General features: G+C 37.2%; 17 protein-coding genes. 6 read left to right on the forward strand and 11 right to left on the reverse strand.

The genetic code is table 11. From position 1 onward, the window contains the following. Positions 1-54 precede the first annotated feature (54 nt). Positions 55-927, forward strand: a complete 873-nt coding sequence (locus tag AC4BHP_RS09825) for an SDR family oxidoreductase (protein WP_066101576.1) — start codon at positions 55-57, stop codon at positions 925-927. Between the two features lie 211 nt (positions 928-1,138). Next, positions 1,139-2,005, forward strand: a complete 867-nt coding sequence (locus AC4BHP_RS09830) for an SDR family oxidoreductase (protein WP_139891448.1) — start codon at positions 1,139-1,141, stop codon at positions 2,003-2,005. Positions 2,006-2,071: 66 nt separating this feature from the next. Here the strand turns inward: AC4BHP_RS09830 and AC4BHP_RS09835 are convergent, their stop codons facing one another. From AC4BHP_RS09835 to AC4BHP_RS09860, 6 genes are all read right to left on the reverse strand, one after another. Continuing rightward, positions 2,072-3,091 carry a LacI family DNA-binding transcriptional regulator gene (locus tag AC4BHP_RS09835; RefSeq protein WP_066101581.1) on the reverse strand — a complete coding sequence of 340 codons (1,020 nt, stop codon included), beginning with the start codon at positions 3,089-3,091 and terminating at the stop codon, positions 2,072-2,074. 18 nt (positions 3,092-3,109) lie between these two features. After that, positions 3,110-4,789: a glycoside hydrolase family 13 protein gene (locus AC4BHP_RS09840; RefSeq protein ID WP_490551947.1), complete on the reverse strand. Its 1,680-nt coding sequence runs from the start codon at positions 4,787-4,789 to the stop codon at positions 3,110-3,112. A 77-nt stretch (positions 4,790-4,866) separates the two neighbouring features. Continuing rightward, a complete protein-coding gene (locus AC4BHP_RS09845; protein ID WP_139891449.1) occupies positions 4,867-6,408 on the reverse strand; it encodes an alpha-amylase family glycosyl hydrolase in 1,542 nt (513 codons plus the stop codon). A gap of 36 nt (positions 6,409-6,444) precedes the next feature. Then, positions 6,445-7,290 (reverse strand): sugar ABC transporter permease, encoded by an 846-nt coding sequence (locus AC4BHP_RS09850; RefSeq protein WP_066101590.1) that lies wholly within the window; start codon positions 7,288-7,290, stop codon positions 6,445-6,447. Continuing rightward, positions 7,290-8,579 (reverse strand): carbohydrate ABC transporter permease, encoded by a 1,290-nt coding sequence (locus tag AC4BHP_RS09855; RefSeq protein ID WP_066101593.1) that lies wholly within the window; start codon positions 8,577-8,579, stop codon positions 7,290-7,292. The genes AC4BHP_RS09850 and AC4BHP_RS09855 overlap by 1 nt, the downstream gene beginning before the upstream one ends. 196 nt (positions 8,580-8,775) lie before the next feature. Further along, the gene (locus tag AC4BHP_RS09860) at positions 8,776-10,041 is read right to left on the reverse strand and encodes an extracellular solute-binding protein (protein WP_066101595.1); all 1,266 of its coding nucleotides are present in this window, start codon (positions 10,039-10,041) and stop codon (positions 8,776-8,778) included. A 331-nt stretch (positions 10,042-10,372) separates the two neighbouring features. Between AC4BHP_RS09860 and AC4BHP_RS09865 the strand changes: the two genes are divergently transcribed. From AC4BHP_RS09865 to AC4BHP_RS09875, 3 genes are all read left to right on the forward strand, one after another. Next, entirely contained in the window at positions 10,373-12,115 is a 1,743-nt protein-coding gene (locus tag AC4BHP_RS09865; protein ID WP_490551951.1) for a glycoside hydrolase family 13 protein, read from the forward strand. 795 nt (positions 12,116-12,910) lie between these two features. Further along, the gene (locus tag AC4BHP_RS09870; RefSeq protein ID WP_139891451.1) at positions 12,911-13,294 is read left to right on the forward strand and encodes a hypothetical protein; all 384 of its coding nucleotides are present in this window, start codon (positions 12,911-12,913) and stop codon (positions 13,292-13,294) included. Continuing rightward, positions 13,284-13,766, forward strand: coding sequence for an endolytic transglycosylase MltG (locus tag AC4BHP_RS09875; protein WP_139891452.1), 483 nt, complete (start codon positions 13,284-13,286; stop codon positions 13,764-13,766). Before AC4BHP_RS09870 ends, AC4BHP_RS09875 begins: the two co-directional genes overlap by 11 nt. A 122-nt stretch (positions 13,767-13,888) precedes the next feature. Here the strand turns inward: AC4BHP_RS09875 and AC4BHP_RS09880 are convergent, their stop codons facing one another. From AC4BHP_RS09880 to asnB, 4 genes are all read right to left on the reverse strand, one after another. Next, positions 13,889-14,815, reverse strand: a complete 927-nt coding sequence (locus AC4BHP_RS09880) for an aminoglycoside phosphotransferase family protein (RefSeq protein ID WP_490551953.1) — start codon at positions 14,813-14,815, stop codon at positions 13,889-13,891. A gap of 109 nt (positions 14,816-14,924) precedes the next feature. Continuing rightward, positions 14,925-15,332, reverse strand: coding sequence for a hypothetical protein (locus AC4BHP_RS09885; RefSeq protein ID WP_490551955.1), 408 nt, complete (start codon positions 15,330-15,332; stop codon positions 14,925-14,927). Further along, positions 15,329-15,535 (reverse strand): helix-turn-helix transcriptional regulator, encoded by a 207-nt coding sequence (locus AC4BHP_RS09890; protein ID WP_490551957.1) that lies wholly within the window; start codon positions 15,533-15,535, stop codon positions 15,329-15,331. Before AC4BHP_RS09890 ends, AC4BHP_RS09885 begins: the two co-directional genes overlap by 4 nt. A gap of 130 nt (positions 15,536-15,665) precedes the next feature. Next, entirely contained in the window at positions 15,666-17,516 is a 1,851-nt protein-coding gene (gene asnB / locus AC4BHP_RS09895) for an asparagine synthase (glutamine-hydrolyzing) (RefSeq protein ID WP_490551959.1), read from the reverse strand. Between the two features lie 221 nt (positions 17,517-17,737). Between asnB and AC4BHP_RS09900 the strand changes: the two genes are divergently transcribed. Then, positions 17,738-18,307, forward strand: a complete 570-nt coding sequence (locus tag AC4BHP_RS09900; protein WP_066101611.1) for a DUF2777 family protein — start codon at positions 17,738-17,740, stop codon at positions 18,305-18,307. Between the two features lie 176 nt (positions 18,308-18,483). Here AC4BHP_RS09900 and AC4BHP_RS09905 read toward each other — a convergent pair whose 3' ends face one another. Next, positions 18,484-19,020, reverse strand: coding sequence for a DUF1572 family protein (locus AC4BHP_RS09905; RefSeq protein ID WP_490551961.1), 537 nt, complete (start codon positions 19,018-19,020; stop codon positions 18,484-18,486). Positions 19,021-19,088 lie beyond the last annotated feature (68 nt).

The raw sequence follows: 19,088 nt of genomic DNA on the forward strand, positions 1-19,088 counted from the left end.
TCCATAAATGAGGAATAACAATAGGGAAACATTAATTGGAAAGGATGTTGTGAAATGAATGAAGATATAAAAATCGGTAAAGATGGATTTCCAGCCCAAGAACAGGATACTCAACCTGGTGTAACAAACGAAATGCATCCTGAACCAAAAGAAGTCGATGAAAATTATAAAGGCAGCGATAAATTAAAAGGAAAAGTAGCGATTATCACAGGCGGAGACAGTGGGATTGGCCGATCTGTTGCCCACTATTATGCTAAAGAAGGCGCCAATGTTGCGATTGTGTATTTGAATGAACACGAGGATGCGAATAAAGCAAAAGATTTAGTGGAAAACGAAGGCGTACAATGCATGCTATTGGCTGGAGATATAGGTGACAGTGCTTTTTGCCGCGAAGTCGCCGAAAAAGTTAAAAGTGAATTCGGCAAAATTGATATCTTAGTCAATAACGCAGCTGAACAGCATCCTCAGGAGAGCCTGTTGGATATCAGTGATGAACAATTAGAAAAAACATTTAGAACCAATATCTTTTCACAATTCTATTTAACAAAAGCTGTCCTTCCTCACTTATCTAAAGGAAGCTCCATCATTAATACAACTTCTGTAACAGCCTATCAAGGTAATGCACAATTGATTGATTATTCTTCAACGAAAGGTGCCATTGTATCCTTTACACGTGCGCTTTCCAATAGTATTGCCAGCAAAGGAATCCGCGTGAATGCAGTAGCACCGGGACCAATTTGGACACCATTAATTCCTGCTACATTCGAGGCTGATAAAGTGGCTGAATTTGGTAAAAACGTTCCACTTGGACGTGCTGGACAACCATCCGAATTAGCCCCAACTTATGTTTATTTGGCAAGTGATGATTCCAGCTATGTCAGCGGACAGGTCCTTCATGTCAATGGCGGCTCTGTTGTGAATGGGTAATTAACGATTCTAGATCATATACACAAAGACAGGGTAACACTCTCAATTGAGGGTGTTACCCTTTTCGATTTTCTTTCTATATAGTTTATCGCCCCTCACTTGACGCCGACTATATAATCTTATTCAGCGACCTTCATGACGAAAAATGTTTTGTTTCAACAAACAGTGGAAAAGTATACACATAGATGAAAAATATAGGAGGTATTCAGTTATGAGTGAAAGATTTAATAATGCGCCAGGACAAGAGCAAGAAGTACAACCGGGATTGCAGTATAAAATGGATCCCGAACCTATTACCGTTACTTCTTCCTATAAAGGCAGTGGGAAATTAAAAGATAAAGTGGCTATTATTACTGGCGGTGACAGCGGAATTGGCCGATCAGTTGCAGTCTACTTTGCCAAAGAAGGCGCCGATGTAGCTATTCTTTATGTCGATAGAGAACAAGAAGATGCCGAAAAAACAAAAGAGCTTGTAGAAGCGGAAGGCCGAAAATGCCTGTTAATCACAGGCGATGTTGGATATGAAGATGTTTGCATAAATGCTGTAGAAAAGACCGTTGAAACATTCGGTAAACTCGATATTCTTGTCAATAACGCTGCAGAACAGCATGTTCAAAAAGAATTTACTGACATAACGTCAGAACAATTGGAACGCACATTCCGAACCAATATATTCGGATATTTTTATATGGCAAAAGCAGCCATGAAACATCTTCCGAAGGGCGGCAAGATTATCAATTCTGCCAGTGTAACAGCCTACCAGGGTAATCCATTGTTAATTGATTACTCATCTACAAAGGGAGCGATCGTATCCTTTACCCGTGCCCTTTCCAATAGTGTTGCTCCTAAGGGAATCTATGTGAATGCCGTTGCACCGGGCCCTATTTGGACACCGTTAATTCCCGCATCCTTCTCTGCTGAGCAAATTGAAGAAAGCTGGGGTCAAAATACACCGCTTGGCCGTATTGGGCAGCCTGATGAATTGGCTCCTACTTATGTTTACCTGGCAAGTGATGACTCGTCCTATGTTTCTGGACAAACCTTGCATGTAAATGGCGGCAGTGTCGTTAATGGATAATGGATAAAGATAGAAAACGGTGAAGACACCTTTAAGATGTCTTCACCGTTTCTTTATAAAAGTACCTTATTTTTTTGTAACAGATGATCGAATAATGAATTGATGCGGAATAATCATACGCATTGTTGGTCCCTGAGGGTTCTTTATTTTGGAAATCAGCAATTTGACTGCCTGATACCCCAATTTCTCTATATTGATATCCACAGAGGAAAGAGGAGGCTTTGACAATTGAGAAATTAAGACATTATTAAAGCTTACTACTGAGATATCCTCTGGAACACTGATATCCATTTCATCAAGCATGTTCAGTACACCAAGTGCCATAAAATCATCAGCAACTATCAATGCTGAAGGAGGTTTTTCAAGATTCATTAATTGCTTGACTGCTTCTTTACCGCCTTCAAGCATGAAATCTTCATGAATCGCATATTCTTTTAAAATAGGTATTCCAGCTTCCTTCAATGCTTCCTCGTACCCTCTCATCCGTTCAATCGTGACGACCAGATGGGCACTCCCTCCAATAAAGGCGATATCCTTATGCCCGTTCGCAAGTAAATAATCGGCTACATCCTTGCCTGCCTGAAAATTATCGTTATCCACATACGTAATACTGCTGTCATGCATTGGTGGTTTTCCAATAACAACAAATGGGAAATTTATTTTATATAGATAGTTCAATACGGTATCGTCAACTTTAGAGTAAAGCAAAATAACTCCGTCCACTCTGCCGCCATGTACCATTTTTTCAACTTCATTAAATATTCCTTCATCCGATATCCCCGTAGTAATATGTAAGCCATACAAGTCTTCATGCGCAGCCTGGCTTAAACCCTTCATAACCGTAGAGAAAAATGGATTTAAAAAAGATCCATCTCCAGACTTGGGCATAACGATTCCTAAAACCTCACTTGACTTGTTTGCCAAGCTTCTCGCTATAAAATTTGGATGATAGCCGAGTTCTTCCATTGCTTCTCTTACTTTTCTTTTTGTCTTCTCGCTTATTCTTGGATTGTTGGCAATTACTCTGGAAACTGTCGAAGGTGCCACATTTGCCAATTTCGCTACGTCTTTTATCGTTATCGCCATACGATTGTTCCCCATTTCCTATTCAGCGATCTGTTTGAAGAGATAGACTCTTGATTCATATGGTGATAAATAGATATTACCCTGTTCGTCTGTTTCTTCACTATGATTATTATAATTACTAAGGATTAGCTCCCCTGTCAACCCATTGAACACCGGTAAAGTAATAGCTTCACTATCTTTATTGAAATTACAGATTACTAAAGCGGTTTGTTCATCTGTAAATCTGGAGTACATGTACACATTAGGATCATCTTCAAGGTAAAGCTTATATTCACCATAAACAAGACAATCATACTGCTTGCGCAAGCGAATCATTTTTTTATAAAAGGAAAGAATCGAATTGGAATCCTGACGCTGATGCTTTACATTAATCTCCTGGTAATTTGGATTCACCTTCATCCAAGGTATTCCTAATGTAAAACCACCGTTTAACGAATCATCCCATTGCATTGGTGTTCTGGAATTATCACGTCCGTTTTTCCATATTACCTTCATAATTTCAAGATGGTCTCTTCCTTTGGCAGTTTCTAACTGATAGTAATTCTTCATGCTAATATCATCGTAATCATTAATAGAAGGAAAGGCTACATTTGTCATGCCAATTTCCTGCCCTTGATAAATAAAAGGGGTACCCTGCATGAAGAAATACATAGTTCCTAGCATCTTAGCGCTTTCTTGCCAATACTCCTGATCATTTCCCAGTACGGATACAATACGTGGTTTATCATGATTTTCAATGAACAACGCATTCCAGCCTTTACCATGTAATACAGTTTGCCATTTTGACAGGATTCTTTTTAATGATACAAGGTCGAGATCAACTTCAGTTTCTTTTTCCCATAGGCTCAAATGCTCGAATTGAAATACCATATCAAAAGCACCTTTTTGCTCTTCTACCCAGGGGTCTGCATCTTCGGCTCTTACCCCACTTGCTTCTCCCACCGTCATAATGTCATAGTTTGAGTATGTTTTCATCTTTAATTCTTGAAGGAAATCATGAATCCCATCCTGGTCCGTATACATCTTGAAACCTTTTATCCCGTTATCATCTAATCCTGCTGCATCTGGAAAACCAGCCTTCTTTTTTATATGGCTAATAGCGTCAATACGGAATCCGTCAATCCCTTTATCTAACCACCAATTGACCATATTATAAACGGCCTCTCTCATATCCTTGTTCTCCCAATTCAAATCAGGCTGTTTTGTTGCAAATACATGCAAATAATATTGCCCACTTTCCACATCATATTCCCATGCACTGCCGGAGAAAATACTCTCCCAATTATTCGGTGGGCCACTAGGGCTTCCATCACTCCATATGTACCAATCTCTTTTAGGTGAATCTACTGATGTTTTGGATTCTAAAAACCACGGGTGCTCATCACTTGTATGGTTAACAACCAGATCCATTATTAATTTCATACCCCGTTTATGAACTTTCTCCAGTAATTCGTCAAAATCCTTCATCGTTCCAAACTCGTCCATGATTGCTTGGTAATCACTGATATCATAACCATTATCCGCATTGGGGGATTGATAAATAGGGCAAATCCAGATAACATCTATCCCCAGTTCGGTTAAATAATCAAGTTTATTAATTACCCCTCGTAAATCTCCAATCCCATCTCCATTGGAATCTTTAAAACTCTTTGGATATATTTGATAACAAACTGCTTCCTTCCACCATTTCTTATTCAAGCACTTTCATCCTCACTTATGCTAGTCTATGATTATTATTAAAAAAAAGGAGAGAAATAACATCCCTCCATTTTCGTTCAATTATGATTGTTTTGCCGTTTGCCTTTTCTTCGTGCCAAATAAAGGAACCCAAAGAACAAGATATTAACTAAAACGATTACAGCAATGAATACATAATTTACGCCGCTTTTTTCTGCTGCCAAATAGACTTCTGATGTTTCACGATCCAAAGTAATTGAATAGGTATCATTACTTTTTCTGACCATATCTGCATTAAGCCTGCCACGTAACTCTTCACTTGCTGGAAGATTAGCTGCATCAAGTTGAATGGTTTTTGTTTTCGAGCTATTATTAATCGCAACTATCATTATTTGGTCTTCATACTCTCTTTTGTAGACGGCCATTCCATCCTGCTCGTTCAAAAGTTCAAGAGTGCCTTTCCTTAAAGCAGGATATTCTTTACGCAGTGCAGCTATTTTACCAATATATTCAATTAAATCCTTATCTGTTCTGAAATCCATCATACGACGATTATCAGGTATCTCATTACCATTCATGGCTATTTCGGATCCGTAATAAACCATTGGGATACCAGGCATGGTATACATATGGGTCATTAGTAATTCCCATCTCGTTCCAGGGAATTGATTATGATCCTGCATTGACTTAGTGAATCTAGGTATATCTTCTGTATCAACCATAACTCCCAACTGATGTGGCTGACTCATCGTTTGCATTCGTTCATTCCAGATAGTGAATAATGAATTCATCTTCTGATCCGGTTTAGCAAATACCTCTCTCAACGCTTCCATTTGTTGTTTATCTAGTACACCATCAATGCCTGATTCCTGAAGGCCAACCAAATCAGATGTATTTTCTATAGTACCATTACCAAGTAGAAAGAAATCATTTTTAACCGATTTCATTTCTTTACTGAAATTACTCCAAAAATCAACAGAAACATACTCCAAATCATTCAAGCGATAGCCGTCAATATTGGTTTCTGTAATCCACCACTTCGCAGCATCCAGCAAGTAAGCAGATACTTCAGGATTTTCCTGTGCTAAATCTGGTAATCCATCTATCCATCCAGCCTGCTTCCCTTCCTGGTTACTTGCAGAGGTCACATCTTTTCTTTCATGAAACCAATCTTCTTTTGCCGAATCCTTAAGCCATGGATGATTAGGTCCGACATGATTCGCATTAAAGTCAACGATCACTTTCATATTACGTTTATGAGCTTCTTGCACTAACTGTTTAAATTCCTTTAATGTTCCATAATTCGCATTGATCTTTCTATAATCCAGAGCCCAATCTCCATGATAGCCTGATTCTGTGTTTTCAACGATTGAATTCAGTGCAATAGTGGTAAAGCCCATTTCCTGCAAATAATCTAACTTTTGCATAATACCGGCAAAATCCCCGCCTTGGTATGTATTAAGATTATCAAGGTCCACACTATGATCGTTTTTCGTATTACCATTATAAAATCTGTCCACCATGATGAAGTAGATGGACTCATCCTGCCAATCTCTTCCCTCTATTTCCTCCGCAGATACTGGAATTGTCGAAAGTAAGATAAACGGCGCCAGCAGAATGGCCATTACTTTTTTTAACATACTAATTTCCCCCTTATTTCTCCCATCAAAATAACCTTATCCCTTTGTACCGCCAGCCGTCAATCCGGAAACAAAGTATTTTTGGAAGAATAGGAAAAGGGTAGCAATTGGAATAGCAATTAAAACCGAACCTGCTGCAAACTTGGTGAATTCTGCTCCAAATTTCTTACCAACCAGTTCATATAAACCAACTGCAATCGTATACTGATCACTTGAGCTAATTAATATTTTCGCTAAAATAAAATCTCCGAAAGGAGCAACAAAAGCGAATAACGCTACAACCGCTATGATTGGTTTTGCCAAAGGCAGGACGATTTGGAAGAATATACGTAAATGACCAGCTCCATCCATCTTCGCACTTTCATCGAGTTCACGTGGAATGGTATCAAGATACCCCTTCATCAACCACGTATTCATCGGAATTTGTCCACCCACATACAGTAAAATTAAGCCGATATGTGTATCCAGCAATCCTGTCCGAACGGCCAATACATAAATGGCAATCAAGGCTGCAAAGTTCGGGATCATTTGTAAAATCAAAAAGGTCATTAATCCATTTTTTCTCCCAACAAACCGATATCGTGAAAACGCATAGGCTGTAAAAGAAACCGTAATAACCGTTAAAATCATTGTCATAATACTAATTTTAAGAGAGTTAAAGTACCAAATCAGATAATCACTGTTTTTCATATCAAATAGCTCTTTATAATGGTCGAGCGTTGGATTTTTGGGAAACATCGTTGAACCGGACAAACTGTTCCCCGGATTAAAGGATGAGCCTATAATCCAAAGAATTGGATAGATGACAATGGCAAACATGATGGCTATGACTATATAAGATAAGGTTAAGCGGATCATTTTATTCTTTTTTGAACTCTTCATTACATCATATCCTCCTCTTGGAAAGACTTAGTCCGTTTGAATTGCCATAATGCTACAGACATGACAATTAGTGAAAGAATCATCGTAACTGCGGCAGCTTTTCCATATTGAGCCGATGTCATTGTCAATCTATAAATCCACGAAATTAATATATCCGTACCCCACGCATTTTGACCCGGTATGGCAGGGCCTCCGTTATTAAATAAAAAGATTAAATTAAAGTTATTAAAATTAAACGTATACTGTGTGATTAGTATAGGCGCAGTGGCAAACAAAACGAGCGGTAAAGTAATTTTTCTGAATTTCTGCATCAAGCTAGCCCCATCTATCGTGGCCGCTTCATATAAATCCTCCGGTATAGATTGAAGGACTCCTGTTGTCATGGCAAAAATAAACGGAAATCCTAACCAGCCCTGTATGAGAATTAAAGCAAGTCTTGTCCAGTTTGCTTCCGTCATCCAATCCACTGGAGGTAATCCAAGAGCCGGAAGAATCGTCGTATTGATAATACCAAATGATTCATTAAACATACCTGAAAATACAAGGATGGATACAAAGGCAGGAACGGCCCAAGGCAAAATCAGGACGGTTCTAATGATAGCCTTGCCCTTTAAATCTTTCTGATTAACCAATACTGCCAGAAAGACTCCGAGTGCAATTTGTAAAGTCGTTGCTGTAAATGTCCATACAATAGTCCAGCCAAACACTTTAAAGAATGTGGTTCTCCATATTTCTATTTTAAAAATATCAATAAAGTTCTGAAATCCAATCCAATCGACCAGATTTGCAGGCGGGGAATGATACAAATCATAGTTTGTGAATGCCAAAAGGAAAGAGAAGATAATCGGAAATATAACAACGAAAATTAATAACAAAAATCCCGGAGAAACAATTAGATAGGGGAATCCATTATCAATTAAATTTTGATATTGCTCGCGTATAGAATTTAATGCAATCTCTTGGTCTCTCTTTTTACCATTGTTATAAGCATCGTAAATATTAAAAGCGTAAATACCTAAACCAATAATCGTTACAATTAACGTTAGAATGCCGTCTATCAATAAAATAACAGAATGATCAAGCTTCGGAATTTCACCTAAAGTGACCAATCCCCAAAATCCAATATTTAACATATCTGCAAAAGCAATAAAAAAAGAGGCTGTCAAAATAAGAAAGATAATTCCTTTTATGTATTGTTTATTAAAAAACTGTCCAAACCCTGGAATAATCGAAAATAAAGCAGCCTTTTTAGCATAGTTGGTTTTTGTTTGAGCAGGAATTATATCCATCGTGGGTTTTTCCCCTTTCTACGAAAAGAATTGGCTATATTCTGTGAAAGCCCAGAAACAAACTTTCTAAAGGGAAGATGAACAAAGAGAAAGTCTCTTCCCGAGTTTTCACTAAAATGCAATATAACCAATACCTTGTTATAAAAGGATAGGCCATATCCAGAATAATTGGATACCGCCTAACCCTTACCTAGCATTATTTTTTATGGTTGGTATCAATATTTGTTTTGATTGTCTTCGCTGCCTCATCCATTGCAGATTTAGCATCTGCTTTACCAGTTGCGATTGTCTCTAAAGCCGCTGCCATCGGGGACCAAACTTCTCCCATTTCTGGTATATTAGGCATTGGAATCGCATATTGGGATTGCTCTGCTACTGCTTTAGAAAATTCATTGTCAGCAATAATTGGATCTTCAATCAATTTTTTAACCGGAGGAATCTCCTGTGTTTTTTCATAACGAACTTTCGCGCTATCATAATTAGTTAAGTGTTCAACCAATTTAGTAGCCCAATCTGTATTTTTAGAGTAAGCTGACACGTGCCATCCTTTAACACCCATGAAGGTTTTCATGTGTTCTCCATTTGGAAGTGTCGGCAATGCAGTTGCTCCAATATCTATACCTGCATCTTTATATCCTTGGAAAGCCCAAGGTCCATTTTGTACGGAAGCCAGTTTTCCTTCATTAAATAAACCATCCTGTGCTGAACCGCCGCTTTCTCCAATAATCCCTTTAGGGAACAGGCCTTCTTTATACCATTTAGCAATAAATTCAGCGCCTTCAATTGCACCTTCATTATTTAGTCCTAAATCATCACGGTTTAGAGATCCATCTTTTTCTCCAAACACATAACCACCCATACCGCCAATTACACCATATGCATGATAAAAATCATCCCATTTAGCTGTAAATCCATATGTTTTGCCTTTTGTGTTCTCTTTTGCAAATGTATATAATTCATCCATTGTTGCAGGCGGTTTTTCCATAAGTTTCTTGTTATAAATAAAGACTGGTGTTTCAGTAGCTTTTGGCAAGCCATATAATTTACCATCATAGGTTTGTGCCTGAACAGAAGATTCTGTAAAAGTATCGATTACACTTTGGTCTACTTTTAGTTCAGCTAATACACCTTCAATAGCTAATTGACCAATTTGATCATGCGGCAATGTGATAACATCCGGACCTTTTCCAGCTGGTCCATCCAATCTGATTTGTTCACGAATCTTATCTGCCATACCCATTTCTTTATATTCAACTTTAATTCCATGCTCTTTTTCAAATGCTTTTATAGCCGGCTCTAAGCCAGGTCCTTTATCTGTATCTTCCCAAATGACTAGTTTTTCAGGTTTATCCGTATTCGTATCTTCCTTACTGCCTGTTTCTTTCTCTCTGTCTGGTCCACAAGCAGCCAGTACGCCAATTACGAGCATGAGCACCATTAACATGGAGTATGCTTTTTTCATGGGTCAACCCCTCCTCTTATAATATCGCTAAGTAAACAAACGTTTGCACATAAGAATGCACTTGATGTTCAAATATAATTTTTGTATTAATTTTCTAATGAAAACGATTGCAGACTCAACACCTTTATTATACTTATTTATCAAAATTTAACAATAATAAAATTGTGAATTATTTATTAAGTTATTTTACATCGTTTTATGGGTAAAAACACATTGTTATTATCTAAAATTTTCGAGATTGAAAATTTATCATTAACTGATATAGTTAATGAATAGAAGGCGCAAGCGTTTGCATTAATATTCACTTGTATATTGAGAGGAGAAAGGTTACATGGAAAAAGCATCTGTTATTCACTTTGCAAGAGATCAATTTATGTATAGTTCATCATTAAACTCCATTACGATTATGATCATGAGTAAAAAAGATGATATTGAAAAGATGGAGTTACTATATGGTGATCCCTATGATTTTCAGGGCAGTGAATGGATTTACAAAGCAAAAAATATGGACTATACCGGCAGTGATGAACTGTATGATTATTGGCGTTCTACCATTGATCTTCCTCACCGCCGAGCTCGCTATACTTTCCGTTTAACAGATAAGAATGCTAAAACAGCCTATTATTCTGAAAAAGGTTTTTACGAGGAACTTCCTAAAGTCGGCCTTCTCTTTGCTTTACCATATCTTCATCATACAGAAGTATTCAGCGCACCAGAGTGGGTTAAAGATACTGTTTGGTACCAAATCTTCCCCGAACGGTTTGCAAACGGGGATGCAAAATTAAATCCTAAAGGTACTTTGCCATGGGGAAGTGCCGCACCGACACCAACCAATTTCTTTGGCGGTGACTTGGCAGGGGTCATCGATCATTTAGATTATCTCAAGGATTTAGGCATTACTGGAATTTATTTCACCCCTGTATTTCATGCTTATTCCAACCATAAATATGACACCATTGATTATATGGAGCTTGACCCTCAATTTGGAACGAAGGAAACATTAAAACGACTCGTTGAAGAAAGCCACAAGCGCGGTATAAGGGTCATGCTTGATGCGGTATTTAATCATAGCGGCTATCATTTCAAGCCATTCCAGGATGTATTAGAAAAAGGAGAGGATTCCAAGTATAAGGATTGGTTCCATACGCGCAGCCTTCCAATGGTTGAAGAAAATCTCAACTATGATGCCTTTGGTTTTGTAGAAACAATGCCAAAATTAAATACAAAGAATCCAGAAGTAAAAGAATACTTGCTAAATGTGGCTAAGTATTGGATCCGTGAATGCAATATTGATGGCTGGAGACTAGATGTAGCCAATGAAGTAGATTTTGATTTCTGGCGTGATTTCCGTAAAGCAGTCAGATCTGAAAAAGAGGATGCATACATACTCGGCGAAATTTGGCATGATTCCATGCCGTGGCTGCGTGGAGACCAATTTGATGCTGTAATGAACTATCCATTCTTAACTGCAATATTGGAAATTTTCGCCAAAAGCACCATCACACCTACACAGTTTGCTGAAAAAATGACGAAGGTTTATCATATGTATCCACATATTGTGAATATGGCGGCCTTCAATTTAATCGGAAGCCATGACACACCTAGGATTTTAACAGAATGTGAAGGTAATCTTGATAAAATCAAACAAATTTTCACGATATTACTTACCTTTACGGGAACGCCATGCATTTATTATGGCGATGAAATTGGACTAGATGGTGAAGATGATCCCGGCTGCCGTAAATGTATGCCTTGGGAGGACAAAAATCAAGACCTCGAGCTTCGTAAGCATGTGCAATCCTTAATTAACTTACGTAAAGATCATAAGGTCCTCGCCAATGAAGGTGATCTTCTCTTTGTAGCTCATGATCCTGATGTAGTTATGTATAAAAGAGAAAGCTCTGACTCTCTTGCCTATGTGTGCATTAATCTTGGCAAACAATCAAAGTCTATTTCTTTGAAAGAATGGAAGAGTGCTAAGCCACTTTACATGGATTCTAAAAGTCAGTGGAATGATAAAGGTCAGATTACACTTGCCGAAGACGGATATACGATTCTTTCTGTTTCTAAATAAAGTATCTATAAAGCCGCCTGTTTTTGGGCGGCTTTTTTCAACAAAATGCTTTCCATTCTTCAGCAATTATCTCTATAAAACTTACCATAGATACAAATACTCCACTTAAGGACTGTTTTTATCTTAATTTTTTCCTCATGATAATATCCGTTTCTATATATCCTAATTTCTCATATAAATCTCGTGCCCACTTATTGTGACCAAAGACGTGAAGCCCTATATAGTTAAGACCCTGATTTTGGGCGAAGATTTTAATTTCTTACATTGCCTCTTTTCCATAACCAAGTCCTTGATTATCCTTCCAAATATTAATCGTTGAAAGCTGAGCAAGCCAAATCATACCTACTTCTCTCTCTTCCTCACGAATAGAGAATAGGTGATGATTAGCGGTATCTTTTCCATCAGGTAATAACCTTTTAAATTCTGCAGCAGCCTGATCAATTGCTTCTGCCTCCTTCCAATTACCAGCCTTTACGTGTTCATTTGCATAGTTTTTAATTGCATAACTTGATAATTTTGAAACTCATCTGATTTCATTTCTTCCAATCTAACCATTGCCTTCCTCCTATTAAATGAAACTTATCTATAACTTACCTGCTTTAACTCACACCTAAATATTCACTATATTACCAATAAAATAACAAGTTATGTATAACAGTCATCCATATCGCTTGTTAAAGAGCACTTTTTTTGAAAAGAAGATTACAAATTTTTTTCTTTTGGGCAATTTCTGTCGTAAATGCTATTTTTACATGTATAATAAGTAGAGTATTTTTATAGGAGGATTTAAGACAAATGAATCTAGCTTTAGTTATCTTATTTAGTACAGCTGTCGTTTTACTTCTTATTTCATTTATGAAAATGAAAAAGCAAACGAAAGAGGAAAAAAAACAGTTAGACAGTTATTATGCAGTCATGCTCGATGAAACGAACAAACTGCAGGAGCAAATCAATAAATTAGAATTAAATGCAGAGGTTACTGCTCAGGAAGCTGGCATCATGGGTCATCACTCTGAAGAACGCCAAGTTATGGTGAAAATGCTGGACTTATATAAGCGCGGCTATTCCACTAAAAGTATTGCCTCTATGCACAAACTTACGGAGAACGAAGTAGTAGAACTGCTTGCTCCATACGAAGGTCCTAGCCAAAGAAGGAGGAAAATAGCCAATGACGCCTAAAGTTCTGAGTAGCTTTGCTGCAGGGATTATTGTGGCAGCAGGTGTATGCGGCGCCGTATATTTTTCCTCCTCTGAGGAAGAAACGGTTACTCAAGCTGCAGAATCTCCAAAAAATACCGTTACTAAAGAAATGACAGAAGATGAAATGAAAAATGAGCTATCTTCTTTGGGATATGTTATAAAAACAGAGGACGAATACTCCGCTGAACTGCAAAAAGCAGAGCAAACTGCAAAAGAAAACTCTAATCAGCAGGATCAACAAGTTGTCTACAAAACAGTAATCAATGTAGCTAGCGGAATGACTAGTATTGATGTTGCTCAAGCGTTGGTTAAAGGAAAAATCATTAAAGACGCTTCTAGCTTTACGAAAACGATCGAAAGCAGGAAGTTGGAAAACAAACTGAAACCTGGCGTATTTGAAGTGGATAGTACAATGTCTATGGATGAAGTCATTAACCATATATTCAAGTAATATAATGGCCGGGAGCCTTGGAGACTAAATTTACTCTGAAGGTTTCCGGCTTTATATATATTGTTTCATTCTGTTTTTCTTCTAGTATAATGGATTAATCCTCCAATAACTTTCTATTTAGTTCAGAGATTTAAAGAGCAGCTATTCAACACAGCTTCTGCTAATATAATATCTTTCTTAACACTTGAATATTCTCCACCATCCTCTATACACCAACACACGCTCATAAGAGTTTCGACATATAGGCATTGTCTTATAATAGAATCTGGGATAGTAAGCTCTTTTTCTAAAACTCCAATGATATAGTTTATTTTCTTATACGTTTTCCTATCTTTTTCATTATCAAATTCATTTAATATAAAACGCGGAACATCAAACACTGGGTCACCGATGACACCTTTAGGATCAATAATTATATATTCTCCATCCATACCAAGAAGGATATTGTCATGATGTAAATCACCATGAAGCAACGCCTTTTCAGAATACATAGTTGAAATCGATAAATAAATATTTCTCGCTTTTTTCATACATAAATATAGCTCTCTACAATCTTTTTGTTTGCTCATGTAATTTGTTATTCGATCGAGCCATTGCATATAACTAGGATAAACCACAGATTTAGATGGGAAGATATGAAGTCCTTTGTAAAGGTGACAAAAAACAGATAATCTTTTTCCAAGTGAATTCTCTTCTCTCAAAGATGTTCCAGGCTGTATACAGGCTTCAAGAATGACACCATTTTCAATGTCCGCTTCAATTACTCCACAAAATCCCTGCGCATGATATTGACATAATGTATGATATTCTGTAACAATCTCTCCTAAAGAAGGATCACCTAGTTTCAGGACCACATCACCATATTTTTTAGACTGACATTTAAACACTACCTTTGCGGAATAAGACGGAATGAATTGCATAGCTGTTAAATCCCACTTGTCAGCATAATATACAAGATCTAACAAGACTTTCTTATAAAAATCCAGCCCAAAGCGATTAATTATCTTCTCACTTTCGTTTTGACTGAAGCAAAAAGAGAAATCAATCAATATACTACCTCCGTCTCATATTTTTTTATGTAGAATCACTTTTTTCTTAGACCTTATAAAGCTGCTAAACCATATCTCTATATACTTATTCATCTACAAAATTATTTCCTTATTTCATTCTTAGCCGGTAAACATAATACGAAGGTGTAAGACCACAGATAAAAATAACACCTCCTACAAGCAGACCTTCCCCCCATCCATAGCCAGGTGTAATTGAAATGAGAGAGGCAGAAATGACTACAATAGCTGTCAATACTATTAAACTTATCATAAATGATTTTTTAGGATTAATGTTTTCTTTTTCATATTCGATACTCACACTCATTGATAAATAAGCAGACACAACAGAAGTTAATATAAATAAAAACCAAAGAGGATTTGAACGCATTTTTTCAAGGCCGCCCTGAAAAAAATCGTATCCAAGTATACATAGAATACCAAGTGTTTGTATGATATAAGCTATTTTAATATTTTGTAAATTTTTGAAGATAAGCCTCTCATCTGTAATCTTTTTCATTCAATATCCTCCTTTTCAATCCAAAAGATTTCATCTAATTTTGTATTTACTGTATAGCAAATTTGCAAGCATAGCTTTAATGATGGGTTGTATCTCCCTTTCTCAATAAGACTAACCGTTTGTCTTGTAATACCAACAGCTTCAGCCAATTGCTGTTGCGTCAAGCCTACTCTTACACGAGCAACTTTTACTAAATTTTCCATAATACACCTCGATGTTAAAGTAACATATATATTCCATAATGTAAAATATAAATTACATAACGAGATTCTTCAGTTATACCGTATTTTGCACGAGAAAAGGCTGCCATGGTATTGGCAGCCTTCGTTTTACTTATGAATCCTCCAAAATAATATTGTAATGCTTAAACCATATATGCACTTGAATTAAATAAGCAAGTAATTGCGGACCGGACATCAATTGCCCATACCATGGCTTTTTAAATGAAGATCCTCCAGTATCAACAAGGGCTTTCAGCTGATCTCTATCGAAGAATTCGAATAGCGGGGAATCCCCATCCTCTAATAATTCCTCAAGCCAATCCTTCACAAGCTTTGTATAAAGAGGATTATGCGTTTTCGGATATGGGCTTTTCTTTCTGTATAAAACATCTTCTGGCAGGATCCCCTTCAAGGCTTTCCTTAGAATTCCCTTTTCCCGGTTACCGGCCATTTTCATATCCCACGGTATATTCCAAGCATATTCCACTAGACGATGATCTGCAAATGGAACACGTACCTCTAAACTTGCTCCCATACTCATTCGGTCTTTACGATCCAATAGATTGGTCATAAACCAGGTCATATTCAAATAAAATAACTGCCTTCTTTTTGTTTCCAAGTCGGATTCTCCCGAAAGCAAAGGTGTCTCCTGTAGGCTTTCTTGATATTTATGCTTTACATACTCTTCAAGAGATAGCTTTTTTCTCCATTCTTGTCTAAGTAATTGATTTCGTTCATGGATAGAGCGCATCCATGGAAAAGTATCGTTTGATAATTGTTCAGGATTATGAAACCATGGATAGCCTCCAAAAATCTCATCCGCACATTCTCCAGAAAGACCGACGACATAGTCCTCTTTGATTTTTCTGCAAAACCAAAGCAAGGAAGAATCGATATCTGCCATTCCCGGTAAATCTTTTACAATTACGGCCTCTCCCAAATTATTTATCAGTTCTTCTTGACTGATGACACAATAGTGATGTTTCGTACCAAATTCCTGATTCATTAGTTCAATCCAATGTCCATCCGCATTGGGCTGGAATTCATTCGCTTGAAAATGGGCAGCATTATCCTCATAATCAATCGAATACGTATTAAGAGCAGGTTTCCCATCCATCTGATATTGCTTGGCTGCGATTGCTGTAATGGCACTTGAATCAAGTCCGCCTGATAGGAATGTACATAACGGAACATCTGAAACCAATTGTCTTTTTACAGCATCCGTCACTAGAAAACGGACCTTTTCTACGGTTTCATCCAGACTCTCCTGATGTGTTTCACTCTTCACATTCCAATATCGGTTAATTTTAAGTCCTTCTCTATTAAAGGTTAAGGTATGTCCTGGGCGGAGTTCGTGAATATTTTTAAAAACCCCTGAACCAGGTGATCGAGATGGACCAAGTCCGAATATTTCTGCAAGTCCTTCTCTTGTCAAAACCGGCTTGACTGCCGGGTGAGCCATAATAGCTTTTATTTCAGAACCAAACAAAAATTGGCCATTTTTCAGGGAATAAAAAAAAGGTTTCACCCCTAATCGATCCCTTGCCACAAATAATTGTTGTTTGGCTTCATCCCAAATCGCAAAGGCAAATATCCCATTAAAAAAATCCACGCATTTTTCTTGCCATTCTATATAGGCAGTTAACAGAACTTCGGTGTCCGAATGGCCAGTAAATGAATATCCTTTTAATAGTAGTTCTTTTCGAATATCCTCAGTATTGTAAAGTTCACCATTGTAGCATAGTACAAATTGATTCCCATTTTTTTCACGGATCATAGGTTGTTTTCCACAGAGCGGATCCACCACAATGAGCCTTTTATGTCCCAAACCGACATGTTGGCTATCCCAAATATTCGTGTCATCCGGTCCACGTTTTGAGAGTGTATTTGTCATTTTAATGAGAATCTCTTTCTCTTGATCAATAGATCGATTAAATTCAACCCAGCCAGTAATACCGCACAAAATGCATCATCCTTTCAAACAAGCAAATGGCCCATTCCTGCTAACATGATATGCATCTTACACAAAGTTGTTAATTGTCCAACTTTAAGGGGTGGGGTTATAAAAGAAGATGCTTATGTTAAGAAATAGAAAACAGTGCCATAAATTTTATCATTACAAAACGGATATGCAGTAATTTGAGTTCTACATAGACTCTTTTATCTGCACTTGGAGGCGCACAAATGAAAAATCAACTTAGAAATCAACTATTAAGTAAACAGCTGCGAGCATATACAGAAGGAATCTTTGAAAACATCAATGATCAATGGGTCTTCTTCGATGAAGAAACAGATGAGGCATACCCACTTGAGGAATATATGAATAATGAGATATCCATTTATCGTAATAATCGTTGGAGAAAAGGGACATTAGTAGAAGACGGGAAGCTTTTATCGGGCAAAGAGCTTATTTTTATAAAAGATGAAGACCAGGTTCGTATTAAAAAAAATTTACAATACTCTTTGGAACGATTACTGGAGGAATTAAGGGATGATGCTTTCTTTCAATTCATCACGACGTTAAACAGCATGGATTTCTCTGCTTATGACTGTATCTATGGCTATAACCAATTATCCTTTTCATCTACAGCCCAGTCATCAGGCACGAACTTTTTCATTTTTGATAATGGTGATTATATCTGCTCTGTCCACCACCATTTTAACGAGCACAACAAAGAACAAAACCGCTTTGAATTTACCCTGAATACTGGAAAACGAATGATCATTGAAAAATTAGTAAAGAACAAGGATTAAGGACACTGGCAGCTCATTTCATTTTCACACATCTCCAATCCATTTTAAATCGTGATAACCTAAAGTACTTTCAGCTCGTGAGCACTTTAGGTTATATACTGTTTACTTCAAGTGAAAGGCTGTCTGCTATAGGCAAATTACTTTTTAGAGGGGTTTTATTAGGAGGATACCCTATTTCAGGATTGATGTTTTTTCAGCATTTGCTGCAAATAAGCTTCTGATTGGCCTTTTGGTATACTAAGACTTTCCCACTCTTTACTCTTTATTTGTTTACCTATATAGACGATTTGTCCAATGTGATACGCATAATGAGCTAATTGTCTCTCAATAGCGTCTATTACCAAATGGCTTTCCGCACGTATATATACTTTCTTTAATAAATCTTCACCGCCTAAATTATGTAATGCTTTAAAGAGAGTATTCCATCCGTCTTCTAAAATACCGATCATTTCATCCTTTGTTAAAAGATGAGTTATAAATTCCTGTTCCCGATTCCGATTAGGCTTCTCTCCATCCGAATTCAAGAAATCGGTCCATCTAGATACCATATTGCCGCTTAAATGCTGTACGATAACAGCTACACTATTGGATTCCTCATTTAAAGCCCAATGTATATCTTCTTCTGATAATTGTGAAATTGCTTTATCTCCAAGACTTTTAACACTTTTAAATCGTTCCTTAATAATCCTTAAATACTCAGTCTCCATACTCATCAGTATCCTCCCACATCATAAGTCAGGAAATTTTCTTTCATTAACCGTAAGCATATTCTTGTTTAAAA

The organism is Pradoshia sp. Z4_20 (assembly GCF_058216035.1).

Excerpts from the sequence above, each read along its gene's own strand:
- AC4BHP_RS09890 (WP_490551957.1), bottom strand. The coding sequence starts at position 15,535 with ATGGAAAATTTAGTAAAAGTTGCTCGTGTAAGAGTAGGCTTGACGCAA.
- AC4BHP_RS09905 (WP_490551961.1), bottom strand. The coding sequence starts at position 19,020 with ATGAGTATGGAGACTGAGTATTTAAGGATTATTAAGGAACGATTTAAA.
- AC4BHP_RS09885 (WP_490551955.1), bottom strand. The coding sequence starts at position 15,332 with ATGAAAAAGATTACAGATGAGAGGCTTATCTTCAAAAATTTACAAAAT.
- AC4BHP_RS09865 (WP_490551951.1), top strand. The coding sequence starts at position 10,373 with ATGGAAAAAGCATCTGTTATTCACTTTGCAAGAGATCAATTTATGTAT.
- AC4BHP_RS09875 (WP_139891452.1), top strand. The coding sequence starts at position 13,284 with ATGACGCCTAAAGTTCTGAGTAGCTTTGCTGCAGGGATTATTGTGGCA.
- AC4BHP_RS09860 (WP_066101595.1), bottom strand. The coding sequence starts at position 10,041 with ATGAAAAAAGCATACTCCATGTTAATGGTGCTCATGCTCGTAATTGGC.
- AC4BHP_RS09845 (WP_139891449.1), bottom strand. The coding sequence starts at position 6,408 with ATGTTAAAAAAAGTAATGGCCATTCTGCTGGCGCCGTTTATCTTACTT.
- AC4BHP_RS09855 (WP_066101593.1), bottom strand. The coding sequence starts at position 8,579 with ATGGATATAATTCCTGCTCAAACAAAAACCAACTATGCTAAAAAGGCT.
- AC4BHP_RS09900 (WP_066101611.1), top strand. The coding sequence starts at position 17,738 with ATGAAAAATCAACTTAGAAATCAACTATTAAGTAAACAGCTGCGAGCA.
- AC4BHP_RS09850 (WP_066101590.1), bottom strand. The coding sequence starts at position 7,290 with ATGAAGAGTTCAAAAAAGAATAAAATGATCCGCTTAACCTTATCTTAT.
- AC4BHP_RS09830 (WP_139891448.1), top strand. The coding sequence starts at position 1,139 with ATGAGTGAAAGATTTAATAATGCGCCAGGACAAGAGCAAGAAGTACAA.
- AC4BHP_RS09825 (WP_066101576.1), top strand. The coding sequence starts at position 55 with ATGAATGAAGATATAAAAATCGGTAAAGATGGATTTCCAGCCCAAGAA.
- AC4BHP_RS09870 (WP_139891451.1), top strand. The coding sequence starts at position 12,911 with ATGAATCTAGCTTTAGTTATCTTATTTAGTACAGCTGTCGTTTTACTT.
- AC4BHP_RS09835 (WP_066101581.1), bottom strand. The coding sequence starts at position 3,091 with ATGGCGATAACGATAAAAGACGTAGCGAAATTGGCAAATGTGGCACCT.